Source organism: Streptomyces sp. NPDC015125 (genome assembly GCF_043080045.1).
Lineage (GTDB): Bacteria > Actinomycetota > Actinomycetes > Streptomycetales > Streptomycetaceae > Streptomyces.
In genome coordinates this window covers 48,290-63,541 of the sequence record NZ_JBIBVF010000009.1, presented here as the reverse complement: position 1 = coordinate 63,541, position 15,252 = coordinate 48,290, and the positions used below count along the sequence as shown (strand labels likewise).

General features: G+C 71.4%; 10 protein-coding genes. 3 read left to right on the top strand and 7 right to left on the bottom strand.

The annotated features are described in order from the left end of the window. Positions 1–44: 44 nt before the first annotated feature. The 5 genes from ACF088_RS20680 to ACF088_RS20660 all read right to left on the bottom strand — a co-directional run bounded on the left by ACF088_RS20680 (position 45) and on the right by ACF088_RS20660 (position 5,742). On the bottom strand, positions 45–1,547 hold the full coding sequence (locus ACF088_RS20680; protein WP_392377227.1) for an ATP-binding protein: 1,503 nt from the start codon (positions 1,545–1,547) through the stop codon (positions 45–47). After that, entirely contained in the window at positions 1,544–2,281 is a 738-nt protein-coding gene (locus ACF088_RS20675) for a response regulator transcription factor (protein WP_392377226.1), read from the bottom strand. The genes ACF088_RS20680 and ACF088_RS20675 overlap by 4 nt, the downstream gene beginning before the upstream one ends. Before the next feature lie 236 nt (positions 2,282–2,517). After that, positions 2,518–3,633 (bottom strand): S1C family serine protease, encoded by a 1,116-nt coding sequence (locus ACF088_RS20670; protein WP_392377225.1) that lies wholly within the window; start codon positions 3,631–3,633, stop codon positions 2,518–2,520. A gap of 115 nt (positions 3,634–3,748) precedes the next feature. Next, positions 3,749–4,774, bottom strand: a complete 1,026-nt coding sequence (locus ACF088_RS20665) for a LacI family DNA-binding transcriptional regulator (RefSeq protein ID WP_392377224.1) — start codon at positions 4,772–4,774, stop codon at positions 3,749–3,751. 113 nt (positions 4,775–4,887) lie between these two features. Beyond that, positions 4,888–5,742 (bottom strand): response regulator transcription factor, encoded by an 855-nt coding sequence (locus ACF088_RS20660; RefSeq protein WP_392377223.1) that lies wholly within the window; start codon positions 5,740–5,742, stop codon positions 4,888–4,890. Positions 5,743–6,757: 1,015 nt separating this feature from the next. On the opposite strand from ACF088_RS20660, the gene rph reads away from it, so the two are divergent. Continuing rightward, complete coding sequence (rph, locus tag ACF088_RS20655) at positions 6,758–9,373, top strand: rifamycin-inactivating phosphotransferase (protein WP_392377222.1); 2,616 nt, start codon at positions 6,758–6,760, stop codon at positions 9,371–9,373. Between the two features lie 43 nt (positions 9,374–9,416). Here the strand turns inward: rph and ACF088_RS20650 are convergent, their stop codons facing one another. Both ACF088_RS20650 and ACF088_RS20645 read right to left on the bottom strand, forming a co-directional pair. Continuing rightward, entirely contained in the window at positions 9,417–11,429 is a 2,013-nt protein-coding gene (locus ACF088_RS20650) for an ABC transporter ATP-binding protein (RefSeq protein WP_392377221.1), read from the bottom strand. Next, the gene (locus ACF088_RS20645) at positions 11,426–13,159 is read right to left on the bottom strand and encodes an ABC transporter ATP-binding protein (protein WP_392377220.1); all 1,734 of its coding nucleotides are present in this window, start codon (positions 13,157–13,159) and stop codon (positions 11,426–11,428) included. The genes ACF088_RS20650 and ACF088_RS20645 overlap by 4 nt, the downstream gene beginning before the upstream one ends. 207 nt (positions 13,160–13,366) lie before the next feature. Here ACF088_RS20645 and ACF088_RS20640 point away from each other — a divergent pair, with 207 nt between their 5' ends. Next, complete coding sequence (locus ACF088_RS20640; RefSeq protein WP_392377378.1) at positions 13,367–13,612, top strand: MoaD/ThiS family protein; 246 nt, start codon at positions 13,367–13,369, stop codon at positions 13,610–13,612. Positions 13,613–13,622: 10 nt separating this feature from the next. Next, positions 13,623–15,083, top strand: a complete 1,461-nt coding sequence (locus tag ACF088_RS20635) for a hypothetical protein (protein WP_392377219.1) — start codon at positions 13,623–13,625, stop codon at positions 15,081–15,083. Positions 15,084–15,252 lie beyond the last annotated feature (169 nt).

Here is a 15,252-nt window from a genome sequence, read left to right as displayed (position 1 = left end):
GTCTTGGGGGACACCGCCCTTACTGCGTTCCCGGCACTCCGCCCTTACACTCCCGGGGGCGGGCCCTGGGGCCTCGGCGGCTCCGGCACCCCCGGCGGTGGCGTCGCCGCGCCCGGCAGCGTCAGTACCGCCTCCGTGCCGCCCACGTCCGCGGACCGCAGCCGTACGGCGCCGCCCGCCTGTTCCGCCGTACGCGCCACGATCGACAGTCCCAGGCCGCTGCCCGGCAGGCTGCGGGCGGACGGCGAGCGCCAGAACCGCTCGAAGACATGCGGCAGTTCGTCCTGTGGAATGCCCGGGCCGTGATCGCGCACGGTCAGCTCGCCGCGCGCCAGCCGGACCTCGACGGTGCCACCGGGCGGGCTGAACTTCACCGCGTTGTCCAGCAGGTTCACCACCGCCCGCTCCAGCGCGGCCGGCTCGGCACGTACGTACCAGGGGGCGAGGTCCGCCGCGATGGTCAGTGACGGGCCGCGCAGCCGGGCCCGCTCCAGCCCGGAGCGGACGATCTCGTGCAGCGCCACGACCTCGATGGCGCTCTGTCCCGGCGCCGGGGGCCGCGACAGTTCCTGCAGATCGCCGATCAGCGCCGCCAGCTCCCCCATCTGCGCCTTCACCGAGGCCAGCAGCGCCGCCTTGTCGGCCGCCGGGATCGGCCGGCCGGCCTGCTCGCTGCGCACCAGCAGGTCGATATTGGTACGCAGCGAGGTCAGCGGCGTACGCAGCTCATGGCCCGCATCCGCGATCAGCTGCTGCTGGAGATCGCGGGACGCGGCCAGCGCGGCGGTCATGGCGTTGAAGGAGCGGGAGAGCCGGGCGATCTCGTCCTCGCCGTCGGCCGGGATGCGGATGGTCAAGTCCTGGGTACGGGCGACATGTTCGACGGCGCCGGTCAGCCGGTCCACCGGCTTGAGGCCGGAGCGTGCGATGACCAGTCCCGCCGTGCCCGCACCGATGACACCCAGCCCCGCGACGGCCGCCAGCAGCAGCGCAAGGCGGTTCAGCGCGCTGTCGACCTCGGTCAGCGGGCGGGAGATGGACACCGCGAACTGCACACCCTGGACATCGATGTGCTTGGTCAGCACCCGGACGTCCGTGCCGTCGGTGGTGACGGCATCGTGCAGGGTGTCGCGCTGCACGCCCCGCGCCACGGCGACGTCCGAGCGCTGCACCTGCACGGGCTGGGCGTTGGACCCGATGCAGCGCGAGCCGTCGACCTGAACGATCTGGACGTTGTAGTACGAGGGCGGAGCGTTCTTGTTCTCCGTCGGGTCGGTGGGCTGGCATTCGGTGTAGGTCTCCTGCAGATATCCCGCGGCGATGCCGACGTTCTGCAGCGAGTTGTCCACCTCGTCGCGCAGTTGGGCCCGGGTGAGCAGCCAGCAGGCCAGCGCGGAGACGGCCACCGCCACCGCCACCGCGGCCGCGGTGAGCAGGGTCAGCCGCGAGCGCAACGGCAGCCGCGCGATCCGGGCGCCGAGCCGGCTTCGCGCGAAGCCCGTGCCAGGTGCTCCGTGTGCGGGGTTCGCTCCGGTCACTCCGGTCACTCCGCGCCGCCGTCCGCCCGCAGGACGTAGCCGACCCCCCGCACGGTGTGCACCAGCCGCGGCTCGCCGCCCGCTTCCGTCTTGCGGCGCAGGTACATCACGTACACATCAAGGGAGTTGGAGGTGGGTTCGAAGTCGAAGCCCCATACGGCCTTCAGGATCTGCTCACGGGTGAGGACCTGCCGTGGATGCGCGAGGAACATCTCCAGCAGGGTGAATTCGGTACGGGTCAGCTCGACCTGCCGGCTGCCGCGGGTCACCTCGCGGGTCGCCAGGTCCATCCGCAGATCGCCCAGGCTCAGCGTCTCGCCCTCCTCGGGCTGCGCACCGGCCGCCGCCGCGTACGAGCTGCGGCGCAGCAGCGCGCGGATCCGGGCGAGCAGCTCGTCCAGCTCGAAGGGCTTGACGAGGTAGTCGTCGGCGCCGGCGTCCAGCCCCGTGACACGGTCGCCGACCGTGTCGCGCGCGGTCAGCATCAGGATCGGCACCCGCACCCCGTTCGCCCGCAGCCTGCGGGCGGCGGTCAGCCCGTCCATCCGGGGCATCAGGACGTCCAGCACGATCAGTTCGGGATCAAAGGCCGCGACCTTCTCGACCGCGTCCAGACCGTCGACCGCCTGCTCGGTGATGTACCCCTCGAAGACCAGTGAGCGCTGCAGGGCCTCCCGGACCGCGGGCTCGTCGTCGACGATCAGGATGCGGGCGGGATGGTCACCGTGCTCGGCGGGGCTCATGCGTGACTACCTCGGGTGGGAATCGGAACGGCTGGTGCTCAGCCTTGCACGACGCGGACAATCCGACAGGGGGTGACGCGAGAGGGCTCCTCCCGGACGGCCTCCGGGGAGTCCCGTGCCGGGGCCGGGGCGCGCCGGAGCGGGCCAGGGCCCCACCGGGGCGGGGCGGTGGCACCCGTCGGCGGTCGCCGGGGGATCTCCCGGCGACCGCTGGACGGGGAAGGAAAGGGCGGCGGTCAGACGCCACTGTTGCTGCCACCGCTCCCGCCGCCACGCAGTGAGTCCAGATCGGCCTTGACGGTGTTGATCGGGATGGCGAAGCCGAGGCCGATGCTGCCGGCCGAGCTGCCGGCCGAGCTGCTCGACGCCGAACTCGGCGCGTACATCGCGGAGTTGATGCCGATGATCTGCCCCTGCAGATTGATCAGGGCGCCGCCGGAGTTGCCCGGGTTGAGCGAGGCGTCGGTCTGTATGGCCTTGTACGAGGTCTTCGACGAGCCGGTGTCGCCGTTGTAGTGGTTGCCGCCGAACTCGAACGGCCAGCCACCGCCGTCATCCGGGCCGCCCTGCCCCTGACCTTGGCCCTGCCCCTGCCCCTCCTCCTTGGGGACGGTGACATCCCGGTTGAGGGCGGAGACGATACCGCTGGTCACGGACCCGGTGAGGCCCTCGGGCGAGCCGATCGCCACCACCTGGTCGCCGACCGCGATCTTGTCGGAGTCGCCGAGCGAGGCCGCGGTCAGGCCCTTGGCACCGCGCACCTTGATCAGCGCCAGGTCCTTTCCGGGGTCGGTGCCGACGACCTCGGCCGCCTTCCGGCTGCCGTCACTGAAGGTGACGGCCACCGTGCGCGCCCCGGCCAGCACGTGGTTGTTGGTGACGATCTCGCCGCTGCTGGTGACGACCACACCGGAGCCGGTGGACTCCTCGCTGCCGGTCCGCGCCTTGATCTCCACGATCGCCGGGCTGACCGCCTTGGCCACCCCCGAGACACCGGTGCCGCTGGTCTTGCCCGCGTTGACGAGCGGCGTGGAGGGGCCGCTCTGTGCCGCCTGGGTGGTGGCACCGGCGATCAGTGCCGCGCTGCCGCCCCCGACGAGACCGGAGACGAGTGCCACTGCCGCGATCAGCGCGACCGGCCGGCGGGCCCGGCGCCGCGGCTCGGGTGCGTACGGGGGCGGCGGCGGAAACGCCTGCCCCCCGGCGCCCCCGGCACCCGGCACGCCCTGGCCCGCCCCGTGGCCGTGGGGACGCCCGTAGTCGCTGCCGTGGTCGCTGCCGTGGTCGTTGCCGTACGCGTACGGCCGGTCCTGTGGCACCTCATCGCCGCTTCGGCGGTAGCTCTCGGTCATGGTGATCACTCTGCCGCCGGTCCATGAGAACGGCCTGAGAATGCCCTGAGAGACCCGACAGAAGAGGGTATGACCGATATAAAGATGCCCGGGTCAGCGGTACGCCCCGGCGCCGTCAGCCGCCACAGCCACAGGACCGCCGCACCACCAGCCGCGACGGGAACTGCCGCAGCCGCTCCCGCCGGGAGCCGACGATCCGCAGTCCGTCGTCGAGCACCAGATCCACCGCCGCGCGCGCCATCGCCTGGCGGTCCGAGGCGACCGTGGTCAGCGGCGGATCGGTCAGCCCGGCTTCCTTCACATCGTCGAAGCCCGCGACCGCCAGCTCGCCGGGCACATCGATCCGCAGCTCGCGGGCGGCCCGCAGCACCCCGATCGCCTGGTCGTCCGTCGCGCACATGATGGCCGGCGGCCGGTCCGGACCCGCCAGCAGCTTCAGCGCGACCTGGTAGGCGTCGTAACGGTTGTACGGCGCCTGGAAGTAGCGGCCGTCCGTGGCCTTCCCGGACTCCAGCATGGCCCGCCGCCAGCCCTCGACGTGATCGGTGACCGGATCGCCGGACTTCGGGGTCTCCTCCGTGCCGCCGAGGAAGGCGACGTAGGGATGGCCGTGCTCCAGCAGATGCCGGGTCGCCAGCTGCGCGCCCCAGACGTCGTCGGTCATCACCGCGACATCGTCGATGGCGTCCGGCCGGCGGTGCAGCAGCACCACCCGGGCGTCCCAGGCGTCGATCTCGGCGGCGGCGTGCTCGCTGGGCCCCTGGCTGATCAGGATCAGCCCGGACACCCGCATCCCGAGGAACGCGCGCAGATAGTGCACTTCGCGCTCGTCGACATAGTTGGCATTGCCGACCAGGACCATCTTTCCGCGCTCGGCGGCGGCCTGTTCGACGGCGTGCGCCATCTCCGCGAAGAACGGCTGCCGGGTGTCCGGCACGATCAGGCCTATGAGGTCGGTACGGCGGGACGCCATCGCCTGCGCGACACGGTCCGGCCGGTAGCCGAGCTCCTTGATGGCGGCGAGCACCCGCTCGCGCGTGGCCGGAGCAACCGGCCGTGGTCCGTTGTTGATGACATAGCTGACAACGGCGGTCGAGGTACCCGCCAGTCTTGCCACATCATCCCGCGTCACCTTGGCCACGCGCGGCAGTCTACGCGGGTGGTGCAAGGGCGTGTGCGGCAGTTCTCCGCGGGTTCACGGACCTGCGCCGCACCACTCCCCTGCCTGTCTCCTACCGCTGTCCCTGCCTGTCCCTACCTGCGTCCGGCCCGTACGCCGTGGGGGTCCACACCGGCGGTGACCGCCTTCCCGGAGCCGTCACCGCTCTCGGGCGCGCGGCGCTCGGCCGGCGCCGGGTCCGGGGCGGTCTTCGCCGCCTTCGCCGCGTCCTCCTTGGCCTTGGCCTCCTTGGCCTTGGCCTCCGCCGCCCGCTCCACCTTCTCCGGCGTCACAAAGCGGTAGCCGACGTTACGGACCGTGCCGATGAGCGACTCGTGTTCGGGGCCGAGCTTGGCGCGCAGCCGGCGGACGTGGACGTCGACCGTCCGCGTACCACCGAAGTAGTCATAGCCCCACACCTCCTGCAGGAGCTGGGCACGGGTGAACACCCGGCCCGGGTGCTGCGCCAGGTACTTCAGCAGCTCGAACTCCTTGAAGGTCAGGTCCAGGACCCGCCCCTTCAGCTTCGCGCTGTAGGTCGCCTCGTCCACCGAGAGATCTCCGTTGCGGATCTCCATCGGGCTGTCGTCGGTCGTGATCTGCTGGCGGCCCATCGCCAGCCGCAGCCGCGCCTCGACCTCGGCGGGGCCCGCGGTGTCCAGCAGGACGTCGTCGATCCCCCAGTCCGCGGTGACGGCGGCGAGTCCGCCCTCCGTCACGACCAGGACCAGCGGGCAGCCGGGCCCCGTGGACCGCAGCAGTTGGCACAGCGACCGTACGTGCGGGAGGTCGCGGCGGCCGTCGATCAGTATGACGTCGGCGCCTGGGGTGTCGATGAGAGCCGGGCCTTCGGCGGGAGCCACCCGGACGCTGTGCAGCAACAGGCCGAGCGCCGGGAGCACCTCCGTCGACGGCTGGAGTGCATTGGTCAGCAGCAGAAGTGAACTCACCTCCGACCACCTACCCGCATCTCGGGGTGTTCCATCCTCTGTTGCTGCGTGCGGTCCTGCCTGCTTCGCTCGCCCATGACGTCTGGTTCCTCCTCGGTCCCTGCGACGGGGGGCACCTCCCGGCCTCGGCCGGGGGAGTCTGCGGCACTGCTTCGTACGGTCCTCTCAGCCGCGCCTCACGTGGCTGAAAGCACAAAAGGACCCGGGGGCAACGCTGCCCGGATCCTTCTTGCCCAGCAGAATAGCTCACCTGGCCTCCGGACCGGAGGCGGAATTGGCAGCTTTTTGTGTTTCGCCGATCACTTCGTGTGGTTGCCGGGCCTCCCTGCTGACCGTCGGCGTCGCCCGCCCCGAGGCCGCCCACACCCGCCAAAACCCCCATGTGAAGGGTTGCGTGTGCCTCCGGCGGCATGCCCGCCGCCGTGCTCGCGCGCGGCTTCGCGGGCACTCCGGAGGCCCCTCAAATCTTCGCCGCGCCGTCCCACGATGTGGACTGGCTTCCCACGTTTTCGGCTTTCCCACCGTGGCGGCTTCTCGCCGTGGCGGCCTCTCGCCGTGGCGGCCTCTCGCCGTGGCACCTGCGGCGGGCCGGTTCCGCGGCGGGTGGGCTGCCGGGGTGCGGAGGCCGGTGCGGGTGGACGTGGGGGCGAACGACGCGTACCCGTACGCGGCGCGCCACCGCTTCGCGAGAAGCGTGTCAGTTGCCTGGACGGCAAAAGGAAAAGGCAAGGAGAGCGCTCTCCTTGCCACTCTCAACTTATAGCGCGCCGGGGGGCTTGCCGCAAGACCCGGGTCACGGCGCAGAATCGTCGGCCGATGCCACAACCTGCGGAAATGAGGGGCACGACGTGCGTGTGTTGTTGTCGACGTATGGGGGACGCGGTGACGTCGAACCAGTGGGGGGACCGGCAGTGCGGTCGCGAGGGCTCGGGGCGGTGGTGCGGGGGTGCGCGCCGCCGGTGATTCGATCGGCCACCGCACTGCTACGGAGCACGGCCGCCTCGGAGGTATCGCGATGATCGAGCAGTACGTGCGGGATCTTCGAGAGGTTGACGAGACGCAGGTGGCGGTCGTCGGCGGCAAGGGCGCGCACCTGGGCGGGCTGTCGCGGATCGAAGGCATCCGCGTGCCGGGCGGCTTCTGCGTGACGACGGACGCCTTCCGGCGGGTCATGGCAAAGGCGCCGTCGATCGACGATCGGCTCGATCAGTTGTCGCGCTTGGACCCGGACGACCGGGAGGCGATCCGCACGCTCAGCGCGCAGATTCGCCGGACCATCGAAGGGATTGCCCTCCCGGACGATCTCGTGGCGGCGATCACCCGCGCGCTCGCCGAGCTCGGCGAGCAAGCCGCCTACGCCGTCCGATCCAGCGCAACGGCAGAGGACCTGCCGACGGCCTCCTTCGCCGGCCAGCAGGACACGTACCTGAACGTCGTGGGGCCGGCGGCGATCCTCCAGCACGTCAGCCGGTGCTGGGCCTCGCTGTTCACCGAGCGGGCCGTGACCTACCGCCGACGGAACGGCATCGACCACCGTACGGTCCACATGGCCGTGGTCGTGCAGCAGATGGTCTTCCCGCATGCGGCCGGCATCCTGTTCACGGCCGACCCCGTCACGGGCAACCGGAAGGTCGCCACCGTGGACGCCGGCTTCGGCCTCGGCGAGGCCCTGGTCTCCGGCCTGGTGAACCCGGACGTCTTCACGGTGCGACACGGCGAAGTCGTCGGCAGGGCGATCGCCGCCAAACAGCGTGCCGTTCAGGCCCTGCCGGGCGGCGGTACGCAGGAAGTGGCGATCGACTCGCAGCGGCAGGAGCAGCCGGCGCTGACGGATGCGCAGGTCGTGCGGCTCGTGCAGCTCGGGCGGCGGATCGAAGCGCACTTCGGCCGTCCGCAGGACATCGAATGGTGCCTGGTCGACGAGGGCTTCCAGATCGTTCAGAGCCGGCCGATCACCACGCTGTTCCCCCTCCCCGAGACCGGCGACCAGGAGAATCACGTCTACGTCTCCGTCGGCCATCAGCAGATGATGACCGACCCCATGAGGCCCCTGGGGCTCTCCATGTGGCAGCTGACGGCCATGGTGCCGATGCACGAGGCCGGCGGACGGCTGTTCGTCGATGTCACCCGGCGGCTGGCCTCGCCCGCGAGCCGCGCCGGCCTCCTGGACCTCATGGGGAGAGGCGATCCGCTGGTCAGGGACGCTCTGGAGACCGTCCTCGACCGCGACGATTTCGTCCCGTCGCTCCCGGACGCGGGTCCCGGCGGGCCGCCGTCCGGCGGTGCGTCCGCCCCGATCGAGACCGATCCGGCCATCGTCACCGAGCTGATCGAGCGCAGCCAGGCGTCCGTCGCCGCCCTGGAGCGCGGCATCCGGACGAAGACCGGACCGGCGCTGTTCGACTTCCTGCTGGAGGCCTTCGAGGAGCACAAGCAGGTCCTCAGTGATCCGCTGAACCTTCAGGCGATCATGGCGGGGATGGAGGCCACGTGGTGGCTCAACGACAAGCTGCAGGAGTGGCTGGGCGAGAAGAACGCGGCTGACACGCTCACGCTGTCCGCCCCCGGCAACATCACGTCGGAGATGGGACTGGCGCTGCTCGACGTCGCGGACGTGATCCGCCCGCACTCGGAGGTGCTGGCGTTCCTGCAGGGCATCGAGGACGCCGAGTACACCGAGGGCACGGCCTTCCTGGACGAGCTGGCGAAGCGCGCGGGCGGGACCGAAGCGCGCGACGCCATAGAGGCCTACCTCGACCGGTACGGCATGCGCTGCGTCGGCGAGATCGACATCACGAGGCCACGGTGGCGCGAACGCCCCACCACGCTCGTGCCCGTGATCCTCGACAACGTCAGGAACTTCGAGCCGGGCGCCGCCGGGCGCCGCTTCGAGCAAGGGCGGCAGAAGGCGCAGAAGAAGGAACAGGACGTGCTGTCACGCTTGCGGGCCCTGCCGGACGGGGACCGCAAAGCCGACGAGGCCAAGGGGATGATCGACCGGGTCAGAACCTTCATCGGGTACCGGGAGTACCCGAAGTACGGCATCGTCAGCCGCTACTTCGTCTACAAGCAGGCCCTGCTGGCGGAGGCCGAGCGCCTCGTACAGGCCAACGTGCTGACCGAGAAGGAGGACGTCTTCTCCCTCACGTTCCAGGAACTCCACGACGTCGTGCGCTCGCACCACGTGGACGACCGGCTCGTCCAGCAGCGCAAGGACGCGTTCCGGTCGTACCACGCGCTCACACCGCCCCGGGTGCTCACCTCGGATGGCGAGGCCGTCACCGGGGCGTACCGGCGCGACGACGTGCCGGCCGGCGCCCTGGTCGGCCTGCCGGTCTCCGCCGGGACCATCGAGGGCAGGGCCCGCGTCATCCTTGACATGGCGGAGGCCGAACTCGAAGCGGGCGACATCCTGGTCACGACCTTCACGGACCCCAGCTGGTCGCCGCTGTTCGTCGGAATCGCGGGCCTGGTGACGGAGGTGGGCGGCCTGATGACCCATGGCGCAGTGATCGCCCGGGAGTACGGCTTGCCGGCCGTCGTGGGCGTGGAGCAGGCCACCCGGCTGATCCGGGACGGGCAGCGGATCCGCGTGCACGGAACCGACGGGTACATCGAGATCCTGCCGTGACCGACCAGACCGAGAAGCCCCTCCGTAGCCGAACACCCGGGATTCAGCCGGTGATCGCCTCGGCGAATTGCGCCGCATACAAGCGCGCATACGCGCCGTTCGCCGCCAACAACGCATCGTGCGGACCCTGTTCGACGATCGCGCCGTTCTCCATCACCAGGATGACGTCGGCGTCGCGGATCGTGGAGAGCCGGTGGGCGATGACGAAGCTGGTGCGGCCGCTGCGGAGCTGGGCCATCGCGTGCTGGATGAGCACCTCGGTGCGGGTGTCGACCGAGCTGGTGGCCTCGTCCAGGACGAGGATCGCGGGTTCGGCGAGGAAGGCACGGGCGATGGTGATCAGCTGCTTCTCGCCGACGGAGACATTGCTGCCCTCGTCGTCGAGCACCGTGTCGTAGCCGTCCGGAAGGGTGCGCACGAAGCGGTCGACGTGGGTGGCCCGGGCGGCCGCCACGATCTTGTCCATCGAGATGCCCGCGGGGGCTCCGTAGGCGATGTTCTCGGCGATCGTGCCGCCGAAGAGCCAGGTGTCCTGGAGGACCATGCCGATGTGCGCGCGCAGCTCCTCGCGCGACATCGCGGCGATATCGGTGCCGTCGAGGGTGATCCGGCCGCCGCGCACCTCGTAGAAGCGCATCAGGAGGTTGACGAGGGTGGTCTTGCCGGCGCCCGTCGGGCCGACGATCGCCACCGTCTGGCCGGGGTGGACGGCCAGCGACAGATCCTCGATGAGCGGCTTGTCCGGCGCGTAACGGAAGGAGACGTCCTCGAACGCGACCCGGCCCTCGATGCGGTCGGGCCGGGCCGGCCGCTCGGGGTCGGGGTCCTGCTCCTCGGCGTCGAGGAGCTCGAAGACCCGCTCGGCGGAGGCGACACCGGACTGGACGAGGTTGGCCATCGAAGCGACCTGGGTGAGCGGCTGGCTGAACTGCCGGGAGTACTGGATGAAGGCCTGGACGTCGCCGATGGACAGGGCTCCGGAGGCGACGCGGAGGCCACCGACCACCGCCACCAGGACGTAGTTGAGGTTGCCGATGAACATCATCGCGGGCTGGATGATCCCGGAGATGAACTGGGCCTTGAACCCGGCGGCGTACAGGGCCTCGTTCTGTTCGCGGAACAGCTCGGCGGACTCCCGCTGGCGGCCGAAGACCTTCACCAGGCCGTGGCCGGTGTACATCTCCTCGATGTGCGCATTGAGCTTGCCGGTGGTCTTCCACTGCTGGACGAACTGCGGCTGGGCGCGCTTGCCGACCTTGGTGGCGACGACGACGGAGACCGGAACCGTGATCAGGGCGACCAGCGCCAGCAGCCACGAGATCCAGAACATCACGACCAGCACACCGACGATGGTCAGCAGCGAGACCACGATCTGGCTGAGGGTCTGCTGCAGCGTCTGCTGGATGTTGTCGATGTCGTTGGTCGCCCGGGAGAGCACCTCACCGCGCTGCTGCCGGTCGAAGTAGCTCAGCGGCAGCCGCGCGAGCTTCTCCTCCACCTGTTCGCGCAGGCGGAAGACCGTGCGCTGGACGACGCGGGTGGCGATCCTGGCCTGGACGAAGCCGAACAGCGAGGCGCACACGTAGATCAGGGTCACCCAGAGCAGGATCCGGCCGACGGCGTCGAAGTCGATGCCGTGGCCGGGGACCACCGGCATCGCGGCGATCATGTCGGCGAGACCGCCCTGGCCGTGGGCGCGCAGCTGGTCCGCGGCCTGGGCCCTGGTGACGCCGGCGGGCAGCTCGCGGCCGATGATGCCGGACATGATCAGGTCGGTGGCGTGGCCGAGGACCTTGGGGCCCACGACCGTGAGCGCCACGCTCAGTACGCCCAGCACCAGCGCGACGGAGATGACGGCGCGCTCGGGCCGCATCTGGGCCAGCAGCCGTTTGCCGGAGCCCTTGAAGTCCATCGACTTCTCGGTGGGCTGGCCGCCCATCATCCGGGCGGGTCCGGCCGCCGGGGCCGGGCCTCGTCGGGGGGCCGCCTGAGGTGTCTCCTCGGTGGCCGCCGGGGCCTCGGCCCGGGGGGCCGCCCCCTTGTCCGCGGTGGTCACGCCGCCTCCTGCTCGGTGAGCTGGGAGAGCACAATCTCCCGGTAGGTCTCGTTGTCGGCCATCAGCTCCGTGTGGGTACCGGTGCCGACGACCCGGCCTTCGTCGAGGACGACGATCCGGTCGGCGCCGCGGATCGTGGCGACCCGCTGGGCGACGATCACCACCGTCGCGCGGTCGGTCTCGCGGGAGAGCGCGGCCCGCAGCGCCGCGTCCGTCGCGTAGTCCAGCGCGGAGAAGGAGTCGTCGAAGAGGTAGATCTCGGGGCGTCGCACCAGGGCGCGGGCGATCGCCAGCCGTTGGCGCTGGCCGCCGGAGACATTGCCGCCGCCCTGGGCGATGGGGGCGTCCAGGCCGCCTTCCATCCGCTCGACGAAGTCCCGCGCCTGGGCGGTCTCCAGGGCGTGCCACAGGTCGTCGTCGGTGGCGTCCGGGTTGCCGTAGCGCAGGTTGGTGGCGACGGTGCCGGAGAAGAGATACGGCTTCTGCGGGACCAGGCCGATGGCCTTGGCCAGCGTTTCCTGGTCGAGGGTGCGGACGTCCTCGCCGTCGACCAGGACCGCGCCGCCGGTCGCGTCGAACAGCCGCGGGACGAGCCCCAGGAGGGTCGACTTGCCGGAGCCCGTGGAGCCGATGACGGCGGTGGTCTCACCGGGGCGGGCGATCAGCGAGATGTCCTTGAGCACCGGCTGCTCGGCGCCCGGGAAACGGAACTCGACGCCGCGCAGCTCCAGTTCGCCGTGGCGGCGGAGCTCGGTGACGGGGTTCCGGGGCGGGGTGACGCTGGAGTCGGTCGCCAGCACCTCCTGGATGCGCTCGGCGCAGACCTCGGCGCGCGGCAGCATCATCACCATGAACGTCGCCATCATGATCGACATCAGGATGTACATCAGGTAGCTGAGGAACGCCGTCAGCGCGCCGATCTGCATGGACCCGCTGTCGATCCGCAGCCCGCCGAACCACACCACGGCCACGCTGGAGAGGTTCACGACCAGCATGACCAGCGGGAACATCATCGACATCAGCCGGCCGGCGCGCAGTGACACGTCGTAGAGATCGGTGCTGGCCCCGGCGAACCGCTCGCGCTCGTGCCGGTCGCGGACGAAGGCGCGGATGACGCGGATGCCGGTGATCTGCTCGCGCAGCACGCGGTTGACGGTGTCGATGCGCTCCTGCACCCCGCGGAACAGCGGACGCATCCGGCGCACGATCAGTGAGACGAGAATCCCGAGGACCGGGACGATGACCAGGAGGAGGCCGGACAGCGGCACGTCCTGGTTGAGCGCCATGATGACGCCGCCGACGCACATGATCGGCGCCGAGACCATCATCGTGAACGTCATCAGCACCAGCATCTGGACCTGCTGGACGTCATTGGTGGTACGGGTGATCAGCGACGGCGCGCCGAAGGTGCCCACCTCGCGGGCGGAGAAGGACTGCACCCGGTCGAAGACCGCGGCACGGATGTCCCGGCCGAGCGCCATGGCCGTACGGGCACCGAAGTAGACGGCACCGATCGCGCAGATGATCTGCAGCAGGGTGACGGCGACCATGAATCCGCCGACGCCGAGGATGTAGCCCGTGTCCCCCTTCACGACACCGTTGTCGATGATGTCGGCGTTGAGGGTGGGCAGATAGAGGGTTGCCAGGGTCTGGATCAGCTGAAGCAGCACGATCACGGATATCGAGCGCCGGTGGGGCCGCAAATGCGCCCGTGCGAGTCGGACCAACACGACATGAGCCTAGGCGAACACTTGCCCACGGCAATCGAATTTCCGGCGTACGGCCGGGACGGGCGCGGAGGCTTTGCCAGAACTTGCCCGGAGCCGGATCACCCGCCGCGTAGGCCATCATGGAGGCGGCAACGACGGGGCCCCGCCACTACGGGGGCGTCCCCCGACCGACACGACGAAGAGGCCGCCGTGACAACAACTGGCACCGTGCGCTACTGGGCCGCGGCCAAGGCCGCCGCCGGCACGGCAGAGGAGCCGTATGCGGCCGCGACGCTCGCCGAGGCGCTCGCCGCGGCGCGCACGGCGCATGCCGCGAACCCCGAGTTCGCGCGCGTCCTGCTGCGCTGCTCATTCCTGGTGGACGGCGATCCGGTCGGCACCCGCGACCACCAGGCGGTGCCGCTGGCCGAGGGCGGCACCGTCGAGGTCCTGCCACCGTTCGCGGGAGGGTGAACACACGACCATGAGCGACAACCAGCCGCAGCACCGCCATCCGTACGAGCCGCACGATCCCTACGCCCAGCAGACGCCCTACGGGCAGCAGGCACCGCAGTCCCCGCAGGCACCGCAGTCCGCTCAGACGCCCTACGGGCAGCAGGCCCCGCACGAGTCGCCGGCGCCGTACGAGCCGCAGGCTCCCTACGGACAGCAGCAGTCGCACGGGCACCAGGCGCCGCATGGGCACCAGGCCTCTCACGGACAGCCGTCGCCCTACGGGCAGGGCCAGCAGGCCTACGACCCCTATGCGCAGCAGCAACCGAGGCCCGAGCAGTACGGGCACGGACCGCACGGACGCGGCCGGCCGGGGCCCGACCCGTACGGACACGACCCGTACGGACGCGGCCAATACGGGTACGAGGCCTACGGACAGCAGCAGCCACAGCCGCCGCCGCAGCCGCAGCACCGTCAGCCGCAGCAACCGCAGCCGCAGCAGCCCCAGCGACCGGCCCACGGCCAGGACGGCTACGGCGCCCCGCACCCCGCGGAGACCGCGCCGCTGCCCCTCCAGCACCAGACCGCCCGCCCGGCCGAGGAGCCATACGCCCGCCGGCACCCCCAGCAGGCCCGGCCGGCGCCCGCCGCACCCGCACCGGCCGCACCCGCACCGGCCGCGACCGCGCCGGTCTCCACCGCTCCGGTGTCCACCGCGTCGGTCTCCTCCGCGCCGCTCGCGCCCAACCAGCGCGCCCGCGCCGAGGGCCGCTCGCCGATCATCCCGCCCGGGATCCAGCCGGCCGCGCTGACCGCCGGGCTCGCCCTGCTGCTGGCGCTGACCGCGTCGCTCGGCCGCCCGGTGCTCGCCGTACCGGTGGCGCTGCTGCAGGCCGTCACCGCGGCCGGCTGGTTCCGGCTCAACGGCATGTGGCCGGCCCGCCAGGGCATCGCACTCGCCTTCCTGGGCGGACTGACCACCGATGTCGCGCTGCTCGCCACCGACCGCGCGAGCGCGCCGCTGGTCGGCATCGGCACGCTCGGGGTGTGGTGTCTGCTCGTCCTCGTCCTGCAACTGCGCAATCGCAGCAGCGCCGACGAGCGGATGTACGCGCTGACCGCCGGCCTGACCTCGTCCGCGCTCGCGGTGCTGGCCGCCGGCCACCTCGCGGCGAGCCCGCATGCGGTGGTGGCAGGCGCCTGTGCGGTCGCGGTGGCCACCCTCGCCCGGGCGCTGCCGCTGCCCTCCGCCGCCTCGATCGGCGTCTCCCTGGTGGCCGCCGCGGGCGCCGGTATCGCGGCCGGGCAGCTGACCGGCCTCGGCGCGTCCGGTGCGCTGCTGGGTCTGGCGGCCGGCGGCTGCGCCCTGATCGGCCTGCGGGTGGCCAGCTACGACTACCCGTCCCGCTTTGTCCACCTGACGGCGGGCGTGGCCCTGCCGCTGGCCCTGGCCGCGCCCGCGGTGTACGTCCTGGGGCGGGCGCTGGGATAACTCCCGGGGACAGCTCCCCGGGAGGCCGTGAGCAACACCGCGGCGGGGGGGGGGGGGGGCGCCCCCCGGGGGGGGGGGGGGGGCCCCCGGGCCCGCCCGCCGCCCCCCGGGGGGTGGGGCCCCCCCCGGCCGGCCGGGGGGGGGCCCGCCCCCCCCCCGGGGTCGCCCC

What these genes read in the sequence shown, in the direction of transcription:
- ACF088_RS20675 (WP_392377226.1), bottom strand. Translation starts at nt 2,281, where the DNA reads ATGAGCCCCGCCGAGCACGGTGACCATCCCGCCCGCATCCTGATCGTC.
- ACF088_RS20670 (WP_392377225.1), bottom strand. Translation starts at nt 3,633, where the DNA reads ATGACCGAGAGCTACCGCCGAAGCGGCGATGAGGTGCCACAGGACCGG.
- rph (WP_392377222.1), top strand. Translation starts at nt 6,758, where the DNA reads ATGATCGAGCAGTACGTGCGGGATCTTCGAGAGGTTGACGAGACGCAG.
- ACF088_RS20635 (WP_392377219.1), top strand. Translation starts at nt 13,623, where the DNA reads ATGAGCGACAACCAGCCGCAGCACCGCCATCCGTACGAGCCGCACGAT.